At 59.2% G+C, this 15,303-nt stretch carries 14 protein-coding genes; 13 read left to right on the top strand and 1 reads right to left on the bottom strand.

What is annotated here, in order from left to right; all coding sequences use genetic code 11:
- The 12 genes from A4R35_RS24715 to A4R35_RS13315 all read left to right on the top strand — a co-directional run.
- The coding region (locus A4R35_RS24715) for a hypothetical protein (RefSeq protein ID WP_223258327.1) at positions 1–236 on the top strand (236 nt) is incomplete at its 5' end.
- Between the two features lie 180 nt (positions 237–416).
- A complete protein-coding gene (rpmG, locus tag A4R35_RS13370; protein ID WP_081838352.1) occupies positions 417–587 on the top strand; it encodes a 50S ribosomal protein L33 in 171 nt (56 codons plus the stop codon).
- A 151-nt stretch (positions 588–738) separates the two neighbouring features.
- Positions 739–999 carry a preprotein translocase subunit SecE gene (gene secE, locus A4R35_RS13365; RefSeq protein WP_189361775.1) on the top strand — a complete coding sequence of 87 codons (261 nt, stop codon included), beginning with the start codon at positions 739–741 and terminating at the stop codon, positions 997–999.
- Positions 1,000–1,566: 567 nt separating this feature from the next.
- The gene (gene nusG / locus A4R35_RS13360) at positions 1,567–2,187 is read left to right on the top strand and encodes a transcription termination/antitermination protein NusG (protein ID WP_112434188.1); all 621 of its coding nucleotides are present in this window, start codon (positions 1,567–1,569) and stop codon (positions 2,185–2,187) included.
- A gap of 277 nt (positions 2,188–2,464) precedes the next feature.
- Entirely contained in the window at positions 2,465–2,887 is a 423-nt protein-coding gene (gene rplK / locus A4R35_RS13355; RefSeq protein ID WP_112430144.1) for a 50S ribosomal protein L11, read from the top strand.
- Positions 2,888–3,153: 266 nt separating this feature from the next.
- Entirely contained in the window at positions 3,154–3,861 is a 708-nt protein-coding gene (gene rplA, locus A4R35_RS13350) for a 50S ribosomal protein L1 (RefSeq protein ID WP_112430142.1), read from the top strand.
- An 843-nt stretch (positions 3,862–4,704) separates the two neighbouring features.
- Positions 4,705–5,250, top strand: coding sequence for a 50S ribosomal protein L10 (gene rplJ / locus A4R35_RS13345; RefSeq protein WP_112430140.1), 546 nt, complete (start codon positions 4,705–4,707; stop codon positions 5,248–5,250).
- 68 nt (positions 5,251–5,318) lie between these two features.
- Positions 5,319–5,705: a 50S ribosomal protein L7/L12 gene (gene rplL, locus A4R35_RS13340; protein WP_112430138.1), complete on the top strand. Its 387-nt coding sequence runs from the start codon at positions 5,319–5,321 to the stop codon at positions 5,703–5,705.
- A 440-nt stretch (positions 5,706–6,145) separates the two neighbouring features.
- Positions 6,146–6,415, top strand: coding sequence for a 30S ribosomal protein S15 (rpsO, locus tag A4R35_RS13330; RefSeq protein ID WP_146747217.1), 270 nt, complete (start codon positions 6,146–6,148; stop codon positions 6,413–6,415).
- Between the two features lie 1,109 nt (positions 6,416–7,524).
- Entirely contained in the window at positions 7,525–9,951 is a 2,427-nt protein-coding gene (locus A4R35_RS13325) for a polyribonucleotide nucleotidyltransferase (protein WP_112430132.1), read from the top strand.
- Positions 9,952–10,488: 537 nt separating this feature from the next.
- Positions 10,489–11,136, top strand: a complete 648-nt coding sequence (locus tag A4R35_RS13320) for a uracil-DNA glycosylase (RefSeq protein WP_112430130.1) — start codon at positions 10,489–10,491, stop codon at positions 11,134–11,136.
- A gap of 437 nt (positions 11,137–11,573) precedes the next feature.
- Positions 11,574–12,353 carry a L,D-transpeptidase gene (locus tag A4R35_RS13315; RefSeq protein ID WP_223258326.1) on the top strand — a complete coding sequence of 260 codons (780 nt, stop codon included), beginning with the start codon at positions 11,574–11,576 and terminating at the stop codon, positions 12,351–12,353.
- A gap of 308 nt (positions 12,354–12,661) precedes the next feature.
- On the opposite strand, the gene A4R35_RS13310 is transcribed toward A4R35_RS13315, so the two are convergent.
- A complete protein-coding gene (locus A4R35_RS13310; protein WP_112430128.1) occupies positions 12,662–13,375 on the bottom strand; it encodes a zinc ribbon domain-containing protein in 714 nt (237 codons plus the stop codon).
- A 361-nt stretch (positions 13,376–13,736) separates the two neighbouring features.
- Here A4R35_RS13310 and A4R35_RS13305 point away from each other — a divergent pair, with 361 nt between their 5' ends.
- Positions 13,737–15,107 carry a glutamine synthetase family protein gene (locus A4R35_RS13305; protein WP_112430126.1) on the top strand — a complete coding sequence of 457 codons (1,371 nt, stop codon included), beginning with the start codon at positions 13,737–13,739 and terminating at the stop codon, positions 15,105–15,107.
- Positions 15,108–15,303 lie beyond the last annotated feature (196 nt).

Below are 15,303 nucleotides of genomic sequence, written 5' to 3'. Positions count from 1 at the left end.
GGAGTAATCCGCCCGGCCTCTGTCGGTCAGTATCTGCGACCTCGTCAGCCTTCGCTTCGCTGGCTGGCTGGCTGGCACTTACCGCGGCGATCATCCCTACCGCCCTGGCTGGGAGCAATGCAATGAGCGAAAAAAGGCCAGTAGCTGCCCACGGTCAGGTAGAGAGGGTGAGCGCTCGCGCCATAGTGCTACAGCGCACAGCGGTACAGCGCGGACAACAGCAGATGACCTTATAGTCAGGAAGGGAAGCCCAGTGCGGCTCAGCGAGCTGCCTGCCATACTGGCCAGTGCAGCAGCACGCGAGAGGTGCCCGGCGTTGTCCCCTTCCTGACCTTCGTGCATACGTGAGTGACTTGACGGTCAGCAACTCTCCTACTGCCGTCAGAGGAGGGTGGCATCCCTGAACGGAGAGAACTATGGCTAGCAAAAGCAAAGAGAATCGTATCATTGTTGCTCTTGCCTGCTCAAATTGCCGGCATCGCAACTACCATACCTCAAAGAACAGGCGCACTCATCAGGATCGCCTTGAGCTGAGGAAGTTCTGTCCCAACTGTCGCACACATACGATCCATCGCGAGACCAGATGATAGCCGGGCAACGATCACTCCTGATCGAGAAAGGGTCAACGTGGCAAACAAAATGGCCGAGAAGAAAAAGGCTACTTCCGCTTCAAGCGAGGTTCTGCAGGCCAAGCCCAGCGGCGAGAGGGATGCTTCTGCCCCCAAGGAGTCGAAGCGGATGACGCAGCGACGTGAGGGCCGTCAGGAGGTACGCCGCGAACAGAGGCCGTCCCCTTTTGCTCGCTTGCTTCGGCTGAGCCTGTTCCGCTTCACCTACGAGGCCTATTACGAGCTGCGCTATAAGGTCACCTGGCCAACGTTCGAAGAGGCGCGCAATATGACAATCGCTGTCATTGCGCTCTCCGTCGCCCTCGGTATCGTCCTCGGGCTGGTCGATATTGGTCTCTTCCAGCTGTTCCGCCTGATCACAGGTGGGTAAAGCGTGCGAGCTGCTGCCTGCGCTGGTTGCGCGCTTGCCCTTTGCTGTCGAAGGCGGCGTGGCGCAGCGCTGCCCTTGTCATGAGGACTGAGGCGCTGGACGGGGCGACCTGACGGGGTCAGTCAACGCTGGCAGATCGGATGTGCTTGAGAGTAGAGCCAGCTGGTCTTAGACTGTGGTGGTGGGCGAGAGCTGAGCGAGAGAGAGGCGCGGCCTGAAGGCTGGGAAGGGAATGGGAATTGACGCCATGCCAGGCAAGGGTGTTGGGAAGAGAACCTTCAGGAGATAGGCGCCGGTTGGCCCGGATGAGCAGTGTAGAAGCGCTGGCCTGATCTTCGTGGGGCCTGTCGGGGCCGAAAGAATAGATCCGCCCCTAGGTAGGGAAGATCGATCGCCTGCAGGTCTTATCTAGAGAAGAGGGGGAGCAATAGATTCCCGCGCCTCTGTGTTGTAATTTCTGTGGATATGGAATGGACGAATTGGAAGGACGCCCTCCCAGTGGTCGGCCACGATGCCGCTGAGGTTGGGGTGCCAGGTTTAGCGGGCAATAAGCAAGAGGGAAATACCATGGTTGCTGATGACCCAAATCCAAAAGAACGGGCTGGCTCGGAAACGCGGTTCAGCACCGCGCTGTCGAAGTCAGGTAGCCCTGGTGCTGGAGAGCGCGCCTGGTACGCGATCCACACCTACTCCGGCTACGAAAATAAAGTCAAGAGCCATCTCGAAGCGCGCATTGCCTCGATGAACATGCGCGATAAGATCTTTCGGGTCGTCGTGCCAATGGAAGAAGAGGTGGAGATTAAGCAGGGGCAGAGGCGGACGGTACAGCGCAAAGTCTTCCCTGGCTATGTGCTGGTTGAGATGATCTTGACCGAGGAGTCGTGGTATGTGGTGCGCAACACGCCGGGGGTCACCAGCTTCGTCGGGTCGGGAACGCGCCCGGTGCCTCTCCAGGAACATGAGGTCAGGGCAATCCTGAAACAGGTTTCTGAGGAAGCCGAGAAGCCAAAGACGAAAATCAGCTTCACCAAAGGTCAGAGTGTGCGTGTCATCGACGGCCCCTTCACCGATTTCATCGGGACCGTCAGTGACATCAACATGGATCGTAACAAAGTCACGGTTCTCGTCTCCTTCTTCGGGAGAGAGACGCCGGTGGTCCTGGATTTCCTCCAGGTCGAGAAGATTTAACAATCAACAATGGAGGCGGGAGGTTAAGCTAAACCTCCCACTTTTTCATACATACATGCATGCTGGAAAGGCGACGCTCAGCGGGCTGTCCTGCCAGGCCAGCCAGGCGCTCCGGTCTCTGCCGGACTTGCCTGCCGCCAGGCCCCGGCGTCGCCGCTCACTGCCAGCCCCTGCCGTTTGAAGAAGGGCCTGACTCTTCTTGCTCTGGCTTGGACTGGCATGAGCACGAGCACGCACTCATTTTGCATTGTCGCTTGTTGAGGGAGCTGGAGTTACAATGGCAAAACGTGTCAAGGCTGTGATCAGGCTGGAGCTGCCTGCCGGTGAGGCTAAGCCCGCGCCCCCGGTCGGTACGGTGCTTGGCTCACAGGGCATCAATATTGTGGCCTTCTGTAAGGAGTATAATGCTCGCACGGAAAGCCAGCGGGGCATGATTATCCCCGCCGAGGTCACGATCTACGAAGACCGCTCTTTTACTTTTGTGACGCGCACGCCCCCAACGACGTTCTTGCTGAAGCAGGCGGCGGGGATCGAGAAGGGGTCTGGGACCCCCGGCAGAACGAAGGTCGGTACGATCGACCGCGCCAAGCTGCGTGAGATCGCTCAGCTCAAGATGAAGGATCTCAATGTCCACGATATCGAGGCCGCTGAGCGCATCGTCGAGGGGACGGCCCGCAGCATGGGAATTACCGTTGTCTGAACCGCAGGCAGGCGCGACCTCGCTCGCCAGAGGCCTGGCACCCCACGCAGGTCGGGCCTATTTCCCTGCCTGCTCGGCATAGACGGTCCTCCGTGAAAGGAGGCCTTGTGCCTCATTCCAGCCTACGCCAGGTTGGGTCTGGCCCGTAGAAATGACCCTCGCTGCCGGCCTGATGAGCTCCAGGACAGGACCAGGTCGCGACCAGCTTTTCTAAGCAGCTGCCCGTCAGTCACTGCGGTAGATCACCACAAGGAGGGCTTACTCTTATGCCAAAGAAACACGGAAAGAAATATCTTGAAGCCTTGAAGTTACTTGAGCCGGGAAAGCTCTATCAGCCTCAAGAGGCCGTTTCTCTGCTCAAGAAGATGAATTACGTCAAGTTTGATCCAACCCTTGAAATCCACATGCGCCTGGGAGTTGATCCGCGGCACGCCGATCAGATGGTGCGCGGTGTGGCCTTGCTGCCAGCGGGTACCGGCAAAGAGGTCAAGGTCCTGGTCTTTGCTCAAGGCGAGAAGGCTCGCGAAGCCGAGGTCGCCGGCGCCGACTTTGTCGGCCTCGATGATTTGATCAAGCAAATTGAAAATGACTGGCTGGGCTTCGATGTGGCGATCGCGACGCCGGATGTCATGCCGAAGATAGGCCGGCTCGGTAGGAAGCTCGGCCCTCGGGGTTTAATGCCCAATCCCAAAACAGGTACAGTCACGATGGATGTGGCCCGCGCCGTACGCGAGGCGAAGGCCGGGCGTGTGGAGTTCCGCGTTGATCGCACGGGGCTGCTACATGTGCCGGCGGGCAAGCTCTCTTTTAGCGATGAGGCCCTGCTCTCAAATCTGGCGGCCATTATCGATGCGGTGATGCGCGCCAAGCCGGCCAGCTCCAAAGGTGCCTACATTCGCAACGTCGTCCTGGCTTCGACAATGTCGCCCGGGGTGCCGCTGGATCTTCAGTCGGCTCTCTCGTTGCGCGCCTAGCCTGGCAGAAACTTAGAGACGAGGCCGCCGTGAGCGGTGCGTTTCTCTCTCCACTTCACTGGCAGCAATGGCCTTGTGAGTGCCGTAGAAAGGAAGGGCCTGCACCCGTCTCCTCTCACGGCTGTAGCTTGACGGTGTGCCCGTCTCTTGCCTATAATCTGAACAGCCTGTAACCTTTAACCTTTGCGACCGAAGACAGCAAGTATGCCCGGGGCATGTAAATGATACCGTACGGTATCAGCTTGCCGAGGAGCCTGCTCTGCTTCTTGCTGCTATATAGCCCGCAAAGCCTTCGCAAGACAGAACAGAGCAAAGGGGGAGGATTGCAAGACAGCGTGTGCCCTATGCCGTGTTGGCTGCCTGGCACTGAGCGGGCCGCCTCCGCGCTCTCTATGCACTACGCACATCTGCGATCCATCCACCGCTACTGCTACCAACGTAAGCTTGCCTCCGGGCCTTCGGTGTCGCACTGAAGGCCCTTTTTCTTGCGCTCCTTGCGCTCCCGGAAGAGTCATGTCGGCTTGTTGTTAACTGGTCAGCAGCTGAGGTGCGGCTGATCTCCACAGCGCGTGGATAGCCTGCCGACTGAAGTCCGCTCCCTCCGCTGACAGGCCAGGCTACGGACTGGGCTGGCTCGGGGCCAGTTGGGGAGCCTTCTCCTGCTGACCTGCTCTCGGTGCGTACTTGCCTGCCATCGACAGCGTACTGTCCGGGCCTGCTCTGCTCAGGGCGCTAAGAGCCTCTCCTTGCCTGCAGGGAGGGAGGAGCGGAGCGACAAGCGGCTTTCTTCTCTCAAGCGAGAGGAGAAGACAACAAACCAGAAAGAAAGGAGGGGAGCGTGGAATGCCTACACCGGCAAAGGCGGCAAAAATCGAAGAACTGGCTGAGAAGCTGGCGCGCTCGCGCATCGCTATCCTGATTCAGACGCAGGGGCTTTCGGTCAAGGAGATGAACGAGCTGCGCAGCAAGGTGCGCCCGATGAATGTCGAGGTGCAGGTGGCCAAAAACACCCTGCTGCGCCTGGCTGCCGAGCGCAACCAGCTGGCAGACGTTGATCCGAACATCTTTCACGGCCAGACAACCGTAGCCTTCGGCTACGATGATGAAGTGGCAGCCGCCAAGGCAATCGTCGATTCCTTGCAGAACTCGAACATGGTGGTGCTCAAGGCGGCAATCCTGGGGGGGCGCTCACTGACGCCGGAGCGCGTCGAGGCTCTCGCCAAGATCAGCGGCGGCAAGCCTTCGGCTCAGGCCCAGCTGGTTGGTGGTCTGCAAGGACCGCTGTCTACAACCTATAGCCTGTTGACTGCTCCCTTGCGCGACCTCTGCTACGTTCTGCAGGCGCGTGCTGAGCAGTTACAGCAGCAACAGCAGACGCAGTCTGAATAATGCCACTTGTGTCGAGTTTTGTTTAGTCTGTCTATCACAAGACCATACGCATCCGAGGAGGTTGCTCCATGTCCGTTGAGAGCATCATTGCAGAAATTGAAAAGCTGAACGTTCTGGAACTCGTTGAGCTGACCAAGCAGCTTCAGGAGAAGTGGGGAGTCAGCGCGGCCCCAGTCGCCGTAGCTGCGGCCCCTGCGGCGGCGGCTCCTGCTGAGGCGGCCCCCGCGGCCCAGCCGGAGGAGAAGACCGAGTTCGATGTCATCCTGAGCGAGGTTGGCGCCGAGAAGATCAAGGTCATCAAGGTGGTGCGCGAGCTGACCAACCTCGGCCTCAAGGAGGCCAAGGAGCTGGTCGAGGGCGCCCCCAAGCCGGTCAAGGAGGGCGTCTCCAAGGAGGAGGCCCAGCAGATCGCGGCCAAGCTGCAGGAAGTGGGTGCCAAGGTCACCATCAAGTAAGGCTCACTGGCTCCACGCTTCGTCAGGTCAGGAGAGGACGCCCCGCCAGGCAGCCCGCATCATGCGGCCTGCCGCTGCAGTGAGCGCCCCTCTCCTGGCTGCTCTGATGGCCGCTGCTGCTGCACTGGTGTCTTGAACAGGCCATGACAGTAACCTGGCCCGGCTCCCGCGAGCGGGCCAGAGCGGAGCCGCTCAGCGGCTCTTGTCCCCTCAGCAATCTCGAACACCGCTCCAGGCGGAGGAAGAGCCTGGCCTGGCAGACGAACCTCTTGCAGCAGCAAGCATCAGAGCCATCTAGACGCTGACAAACTAGCGTGATATAATGCATGGGTGTATCATCTAGGACTACTCAGGCTGAGAGGCGCTCGTCAGAGCATCCTCTCAAACCCACTAAAAGCCTGGTCATCTCACCTGAGCCTGATGAGGAGGTGAAACAGAGGGTGGCATTGACTCGCGAGGATAAAACTGACATTATCGCTTCGTCTCGTATCCACGAGGCCGATACCGGCTCGCCTGAGGTGCAGGTCTCGCTGCTGACGGCACGTATCAATCAGCTGACCGAGCATCTGAAGATTCATAAGCATGATTTTCATTCCCGTCGCGGCCTGATGATGCTGGTGGGCCAGCGGCGTCGTTTGCTTGCTTATCTGAGCCGCAAAAGCCCGGAGCGCTATCGGGCGTTGATTGCCAAGCTCGGTCTGCGCCACTAAGGCACGAAGGCGGGACCCGGCCATCTGGCAAGCGATCGGTCGGCATGGTTCCTGGCTCCTCCTCCGCTAACTCGCCTCGCGGACGCCCCGCTGTGGTCTAAGGGCAAGGGTGAGAGTGGAAGCAAAAGCAAGCAGGAAGGAAGAGAGGAGGAGCGCTATCTCATGTAGCGCTTGCCGACCGCTCGCTGGGTGGCCACGGGCACGGGGTCCTGCGTTACGAGTTCAGCGGTGCGCTTCCTGGCCGGAGTGCCAGCCTGAGCAGAGCCGCGGGGGTGAGATGGCCAGCAAGCGCCTCGCCCGCCAGAATGAGAGTACAGGCGCCCGAACAGCCTGCTTAGCTGGGCATAGGCCGGACCAGGAGAATGAGTGGCTCGTTGCTCACACTTACGCGTGATGGGCTATGTACTGAAGACGACGTTGTGTATGTATGTTGTTTGTCCGGGATCATGGGCGATCATTCCTGAGTGTTGCCCAATCCAGGGGGCGAGGCTGCAGCCTGTGCATAGCCAGCCAGGCGGAGAATCTGCGGCGTGAATGAGTGAGTGAGTGAGGAAGCCGGATAACGGAAGACTCGTTTTGTCCCGTCTCGCCTTGCCGAAGAGAGAATAAAGAACGCAAGAAGGTGGCAGAACCTCCTTTCCACCAGGCACAGCGCCCTCCGCTTGCTATGGACCTGGTCAGGAGTAGAACGTCGGTAGCCTGTCAGCCAGAGGAGCGCTGGCGGGCCAGAGTGGCACAGCTACTGACAGAGAGAAGGCACAGTGAATCGCTAATCTGCGCATCTTGAGTGAATGACCAACGATCGGACCGTCGGTCGCGCGGTCATATTCGTATGAGGGTTTTCCAGTAAGGGGCTGAAAGCAGCGCGGTTTCATTCCTTCTTCTTACTCGCTCGCTTGTTGTAGCGGTTCGGAAGGAAGTCAGCCAGGCAGCCAGTCAAGAAAGAGCAGAGGCAGGGGATCTCATTCAGGTTATCGTTGCGAGCAAGAGTAGAAGTAGTAGTAATCGGTCAGTTGTCTGTTCACAAGCACCCCGTTACGTCCCCGTGAAGCAAGGAGAGTTTCCAGGTCTACGGTCCAGCCAAGGGGTGTATAGTAGTCGGAGGAACTATGATCCATCGTCAAGAAGCTGTCATTGGCGGTCGCGTCATGAGCATTGAAACGGGACGAGTAGCTGAGCAGGCCAATGGCGCAGTCCTGTTGCGCTATGGCGATACTGTGATCCTGGCGACCGCCGTAGCCAGTGAAGAGCCTCGTGAAGGCATTGATTTTTTTCCATTGACCGTTGACGTTGAAGAGCGTATGTATGCCGCCGGTAAGATCCCCGGCGGGTTTATTAAGCGCGAGGGGCGGGCTTCCGAGCATGCCATTCTTGCCTGCCGCCTCGCTGACCGCCCTCTTCGCCCCCTCTTCCCGAAAGGATACCGCAACGATGTGCAGATTATCATCACTGTACTCTCGGTAGATCAGGAGAATGATCCCGATGTGCTGGGGATCATCGGTGCCTCGGCTGCCCTCTGTATCTCCGACATCCCGTTCGCTGGTCCTGTTGGTGCAGTGCGCGTGGGCTACATCGACAACGAGCTGGTGATCAATCCGCTGGAGTCCCAGATGGATCGCAGTCGCCTCGATCTGGTGGTGGCCGGCACGGCAGATGCAGTGATGATGGTCGAGGCGGGGGCTAAGGAGTTGCCCGAAGATATCATGCTGGAGGCGGTGATCCGGGGTCAGGAGGCGCTGCAAGATATTATTAAGATGCAAGAGAAGCTCATGCAGGCGGTGAATGTGGCCAAGCGGCCCTTTGAGACACCCCCTGTCGATGAGGAACTGCAGCGCCAGGTGGCCGAGTTCGTCCAGCCGCGTCTGGAGCAGGCGGTGAACCATCCCGATAAGACAGCGCGTTCGGCGGCGCTGACCGTGGTCCAGAATGAACTGGTGCAGACGCTTGGAGCACAGTATCCCGATCGTTTGAAGGAGATTATGGCCTTCTACGAGAAGGAGCTGAAGACCTATGTGCGCAACCAGATTCTGGACTATGGAATCAGGCCCGATGGTCGCGATCTGAAGACGATCCGTCCAATTACCTGCGAGGTTGGTCTGCTGCCGCGCACGCATGGTTCGGCCCTCTTTACGCGTGGTCAGACCCAGGTGCTGAGTGTGGTGACGCTTGGATCGCCAGGTGAGGAGCAGATCCTTGACGGTCTGACCCCCAGCGAAAGCAAGCGCTTTATGCATCACTACAATTTCCCGCCCTTCTCGACCGGTGAAACCAGGCCGCTGCGCGGTCCAGGCCGCCGCGAGATTGGTCACGGAGCCTTAGCGGAGCGCGCTCTGCTGGCGGTAATCCCCTCGCAGGAGGAATTCCCCTACACGATCCGCGCCGTCTCCGATGTGCTCTCGTCCAATGGCTCAACCTCGATGGGGTCAGTCTGCGGAACGACGCTGGCTTTGATGGATGCCGGTGTTCCCATCCATGCACCGGTGGCCGGGGTGGCGATGGGACTGGTCACAGGCGAGGGCGAGCGCGCCGGCAAGTGGGCCGTGCTGAGCGATATTCAGGGGATCGAGGATGCCCTGGGTGATATGGACTTTAAGGTCGCTGGCACCGCCGATGGCGTGACGGCTCTCCAGATGGATATCAAGGTTAAGGGCATCAGCTACGATATCATGGCTAAGGCCCTGGAGCAGGCGCGCGAGGGCCGCATGTATATCATGGAGAAGATGCTCGATGCCCTCGATGCTCCTCGCCCAGAGCTGTCGGTCTTCGCTCCGCGCATCCAGACCATGAAGATCAATCCTGATAAGATCGGCGCAGTGATCGGTCCTGGCGGTAAGACGGTGCGCAAGATCCAGGATGAGACCGGTGCCAAGATCGATATCGAGGACGACGGGACGGTCAATATCGCGGCCACTTCCAGCGAGGCGATGCAGCAGGCCATGGATGCGATCCGCGCTCTGACCGAGGAGGTGGAGGTTGGTCGCATCTATACGGGTACGGTGCGCCGTCTGGTCGACTTCGGGGCCTTTGTCGAGATTCTGCCCGGCAAGGAAGGCCTGGTCCGTACCTCGCAGCTCGCCGATTATCAGGTGTCGCGTCCCGAGGATGTGGTTTCGGTGGGCGATGAGATCACAGTAATGGTCATTGAGGTCGATTCGCAGGGGCGCATCAATCTGTCACGCCGTGCCGCTCTCAGCGGTGAACTGCCTTCGCAGGCCGAGCTGGATAGCGATCGCGCTGCTAGCCGTGGCGGTCGCGACCGTGGTGGCTCGGGTCGTGGCGGTGGCTATGGAGGTGGGCGCGACCGCGATCTGGCAGCCCCTGGACGCAATGTCGGCTATGGTGGCGGTGGGCGCGACCGTGGTGGCTACTCGGAGCGCGGCGGTGGCGGGCGTTCACCTGGCTACAATAGTGGTAACTTCGGTGGTGGGCAGCGCCGTCCGATGGGCCCGGGTGGCTCTGGTGGCTCTGGCCGTGGCTCTGGTGGCCCGCGGCGTGACAGCGGCTTTGGCCCTCGCCCCAACGAGCGCCGATGGTAGCGCTCGCTGCCTGTGAGGAAGCCAGGGCCTGGCATCGGTCTATGTCGATGTGGCGCCGGTCGTGGCGCGGGCGCCGCTTGAGTAGGCTTGAGCGGATAGGATAGCTACTAGACAGACGCTGCAAGTACCTGATGCAGGAGGGGGCCGCGCTGGAGGCAGATTCTGCTGGCAGGCTGCCCTCCTCTTTGCTTTTGGCTCTCCGCACTGGCTCCGTTCGGAGTAACTGGCTCGTGGCTTGCCAGGATGAGCAGGAGCGATCGCTGTAAGCGGGCGGGCCACAGCCAGAGCGTGCGCTCTGACGCCTCCTTTCTGTACGTACCTTGATCGAATGCTGGCTAGCGTCAGGCTCTGGCCTCCTCCTTTTGACCCTGTTGCATCACAGCCAGTCATGCGCGAGGCCATTCAATGCCTGTCTTCGCCGGGAGTACCTGCAGGTCCTATGCCTCTTGCGGCGAGGGCTGAAACATCCCATAATGGTTGCCAATCCAGAAAATGACCTGCGCCGATAGAACAGAGCAACTTACTAGAGAGGTATCTATGTCGCCAGAGGAGATTCTACGGGAGATAGCTGCGGAGGTCTCTGTCTGCACTAAGTGCGACCTCTGTAAGGGGCGCACGAAGGCCGTCCCAGGCGAAGGCCCTCCGAGTGCTCGCATTCTCTTCATCGGTGAAGGACCAGGTTACCATGAGGATAAGCAGGGGAGGCCTTTTGTGGGGCCTGCCGGTCAGTTCCTCGATGAGCTGCTGCAGAGTATTAATCTCAAGCGCTCGGATGTCTTTATTACCAATGTGGTGAAGTGCCGTCCTCCCAATAATCGTGATCCCCTCCCCGAGGAGATCAGCGCCTGCAACGATTATCTGGATCGCCAGATTGCTGCCATCAAGCCGCTGCTGATTGTCACCCTGGGACGCTACTCGATGGCCAAGTTCTTTGGCTCAGCCAAGATTAGCGCGATTCACGGCAAGGCTCAAAAGAAGGACGGCTATATTTGTATGGCGATGTATCATCCGGCTGCTGGCCTCCATCAGGCAAGCCTGAAAGAGACGATTCGCCAGGACTTTAAGAAGATCCCGGTGGTATTGGCCGAGGCCGAACGCCTGGCTGCCGAGGGGAAGCTCGGCTCCGCCAGCTCGCCGGCTGCCAACCCCCCAGAGGAGCCACCTCAGCAGCTTTCGCTCTTTTAGCTGGTGGGTCGGCTTGGGTTGGCTGGGCGGGCGCAGGCTGCTCTATCTACCCGCTCTCTGTGGCTGCGGATCGTCTGAAAGGCGGTGACTGGAGAAGAAGAAGAAGAAGAAGAGCACTGCTGTACGTACGGTACGCTCGCGACCTGGCAAGACCTCTTTTTCTGCTTCGTTGATGATAGTTGGTTGGACCAGCCTGCCAGGGACGCCCGCACTGGGCGTCCTTCTTTATTGTCAGTTCTTCTCTCCCCGCTCAGGCGTGTCTCTCTCAAAGATGCCCGAGTTTCTTACTTGCTGCACTCATTTGCCCCTGGCCAACCAAAAGGTACCGGCCATATAATACTTTGATACATGATGATCTACTAACTCTTGCTTGCTAGCTTTTCTTCACGTATACTGAGAGCAGCAAGCACAGCTGCTCTTTAGATATGGAGGATACGATGCGAGCAATTTCCCGGAAACATATTGCTCTTATCATGTTGCTCGCCTTCCTCGTAGCACTGACCTTCTCATTTGCTCCCCTCCCCGGCACCAGTGCGACCGCCCAGGCCGCAGCTACCTGGAAGGGCATCACTATTAACTGGTCGAATGTGCGTCGAGGCTCGAGCACTCAATATGCAGTTGTAAGCGTTTATGCACCAAATACGAGCGTAACGGTCTATGCGAGCGTTGCCGGACAAAATATCTGGGGCAGCCCCTACTGGTATCGGGTCAGCCCCCTCAATAGTGCCCCACTCTACATCTATAGCGGCCTCGTTGTCAAAGCGCAGAGCAGCAGCCAGGCCAGCCCTTATGGCAGCGGCAAGGTGATTGTGGTTGTCTTATCGAAGCAGTGGCTCTATGCCTATGATAATGGCCGGCAGGTTTTCAATACGGCGATTACATCGGGGCGACCCTCTCTACCCACGCCGACTGGCACCTTCCATGTGCTCCGCAAGCTGCACCCGACAACTTTCTATTCACCCTGGCCTCCTGGCTCGCCCTACTATTATCCACCAACGTTTATTAACTATGCTCTAGAATTCGACTGGGGTGGCTACTTCCTTCACGATGCCTGGTGGCATGGAATCTTTGGTCCTGGCACGAATGGCTGGCACTATGATCCTGTAGCCGGCTGGACCTGGGGTTCGCATGGCTGTGTGGAGATGTCGGTGAAGGCGGCGGCCTGGCTCTATAACTGGGCGCCGGTAGGGACGACGGTCATCGTCAAGTCGAATTAGTGCCCTGGTTCTTTCTTTGACAGTCCAGGCGCCACCGCGATGCCTGTGCTTGCAGCCTCTGATCGAATGATCGGCGGGCGGGCCATCAGAGAGGATCCCAATCACGCCTCCGCGCCTTCGCGCGGAGGCGCTGTTCGTCGTCCATCTTCCAGTCTTCTCCTTGTCTCCTCTCCCCACCCCCAAGTCGAGCACATTCTGCTCCTCCTGCTTAACCCCCAGGCTCACCCCGTCCCTGTGTCTTATCAATGGTGGTTGCCCGCCTTCATTGCTCCTCGCAGCTGCCTCGGCAATGCAAGCCTGGCGAGCAGCTAGCGGTCGTAGAAGAGGATACGTCCACAGTTGCTACAGGTTTGAATCTCGGTGCCCAGGCGCACGCGCTGCATCTCACTGGAGGTCAGTAGAACGCGGCACCACTGGCAAGAGTTCTGCTCAACGCGCGAGATAGCGCGGCCCTGGCGTGTGCGTCTCAGGGTCTCGTAGCGATTGAGCAGGTCGGCGGCGAGCGAGCTAGCCAGGGCTGCGCGTTGCTCTTCAAGGGCGCGACGGCGCTGTTCCAGCTGGTCGAGGCGGGCGCGCTGAGCGGCACTCTGCTGCTCCCAATCCTCTTCGGCCCGGCGGAGCTCCTCTTCTCGCTGAGCAACCTGACGCTGCAGCGTCTCAATGAGGTCCATCACTTCTAATGTTTGCTCCTCCTGACGGCTTTGTTGCGCTCTCAGGTGTTGTACCTCCTGCTGCAGGCTGGTCAGCTCTTTGGGACTGGTCACGATACCACTGTAGAGGCGCTGCTCTAGTGTCTGCAGGCGGCGACTGATCTCCTCCAGTGTCCACTCCGCTTCTTGCTGGGCCTGCTGCCCGGCTTGCAGTTGCTGCCGGGCGCTGACCAGCTCCTGACGCAGCTTCGCCAGGGCACGGTTGTCGCGCAGGGCCTGGATGATCCCCTGCCGCTCCGCGGCGAGGCGTTCAAGCTCAAGATCTAACTGTTGCAGTTGAAAGAGTGGAGCAGCAACATGAGTCGTGCTCATGATCGATGCGTCTCCTTTCCGGGCTGCTGCCCTGACCGGTCGACCAGACCGGCCCCCCATGTGCGCAAGAAGGAACTAGCCTGTATTGTATCTCTTCTGACGCTCCTTGAGCAAGGATCGTGCTGCGCTCAAAGGATGGATCTCTTGCTTCTTATAGAACAGAATACTCAATTCAGGTAGAAAAAGAGAGGAGCGCTGGCTGGCAGGGCGGGAGGCTCGTCCAAAATGGCCGCCTGAGCGGGCAAGCGTTGTCAAGATCAGAAGGATCAGTAATAATAAAGTTTGTCCTGGGAGACAGACGGCTGGTCATGAGCAGGCTGCCTGCCGGACAGCGCCCGAGTAATCGCATTGGGAGGATCTGATGACAGCAAAGCCTATTCCCGACGTGTCAACCATTGAGGAGCTGAGCAGGGGCTGGCAGGAGCGAGGCATTCGCCATGTGGTCTTCGAGTTGCCCGATATGCACGGCATGGCCCGCTCGAAAATTGTGCCTCTGAGCCGCTGGGAGCAGTTCGCCCGCGATGGATTGCGCATGATCGGTGTCATGACAACGGTGGATTCGGCTACCAATCTGGTGCCTGGCACCTACCAGAGTGAGGAGCGCAACTATGGCGATGCGGTGCTGCGCCCCGATCTGACCACCGCGGCAGTCGTACCCTGGCTGGATGCGAGCGCCCGTGTGATCTGTGATGCCTTCTGGCCCGACGGCTCACCTGTAGAGTCAGCTCCGCGCTATGTACTGCGCCGCGTCCTGGAGCGCCTGGCTGCCCTGGGCTATCGCGCCCATACGGCGATCGAGTACGAGTTTTATTTGTTTCAGGATCTGCTGAGCAAGGAACCTGTTTTCGATCGCCTCCATATTTTCCACACGCAGCGCAATGTTGCCTGCCCGGTGCCTTTGCAGATCATGGACCTGTTACCCGAATTGGGCTTGCAAATGCTGACCTGCAATTGTGAATATGGCCCCGGCCAGTATGAAATCACCTACGATGCAGAAGATGCCCTCACCGCGGGCGACTACGGCTATACCTTCAAGAATGGTGTCAAAATGATCGCGCGCCGGCTTGGCTATCACGCCACCTTTATGACTCGCCCCTTCCTTGACCAGTCCTCTTCGGGGGCCCATGTTCATCTCAGCCTGCGCGATGCCAACGGTCGCAATGCCTTTCTTGACACGAATGATCGTCACGGTCTCTCGGCCCTGACCTATCATTTCATCGGGGGCCTGATCAAACATATGCCAGGGGCTTTGGCGCTGCTCGCCCCGACTCCGAACTGTTACCGCCGCTATTTGCATCATTCCTTTGCGCCGGTCAATCTCAGCTGGGGCCTTGACGATCGCACAGCCCTGATTCGCGTCAAGAATACGGGCGATGCCGGCACGCACGTCGAGAACCGTGCTCCATCGAGCATGAGCAATCCCTACCTGGCGCTGGCTGCCACAGTCGCCGCGGGCCTGCTTGGTCTCGAAGAGGAAGCCGTGCCACCCGCCCTGGCCGAAGGCCCGGCGGAAGAGCACGAGGCTTTTGCACCGCTACCAGCCACATTGGAGGAAGCTCTGCAGCATCTGGAGGCCGATACGGCTCTCCGCAACCTGCTGGGCATGCAGTTTACCGAGATCTTCATTAAGACCAAGCGCCAGGAGCTGGAGCGCCGCGGAGACTACGTGCGCCAGCGTCTGCAGGCTGCCGAGCTGGAGTGGGAAGAGCAGGAGTATCTGGCCGACTTCTAAGCCAAAGCGGACTGCAATGAGCCTGGCCCCCAGCCTGTAGGACTGCTCGCCTGACCTCCTCTTACGGCACGGTCTACGCTGGCCGCAAGCGCAACAATAAGAAGAGGGACCGAAGTCGGCGCTTCAGCCTGGTCTACCTGATCAGCGGGCACCGACTTCGATCCCTTTTCCTTCTTACCGGCAGAGGTGACGCGCT

This window comes from Thermogemmatispora tikiterensis, from assembly GCF_003268475.1.
Classification (GTDB): Bacteria; Chloroflexota; Ktedonobacteria; order Ktedonobacterales; family Ktedonobacteraceae; genus Thermogemmatispora; species Thermogemmatispora tikiterensis.
The sequence above is the reverse complement of the archived record's forward strand: the minus strand, read 5'-3'. Positions and strand labels throughout refer to the sequence as shown.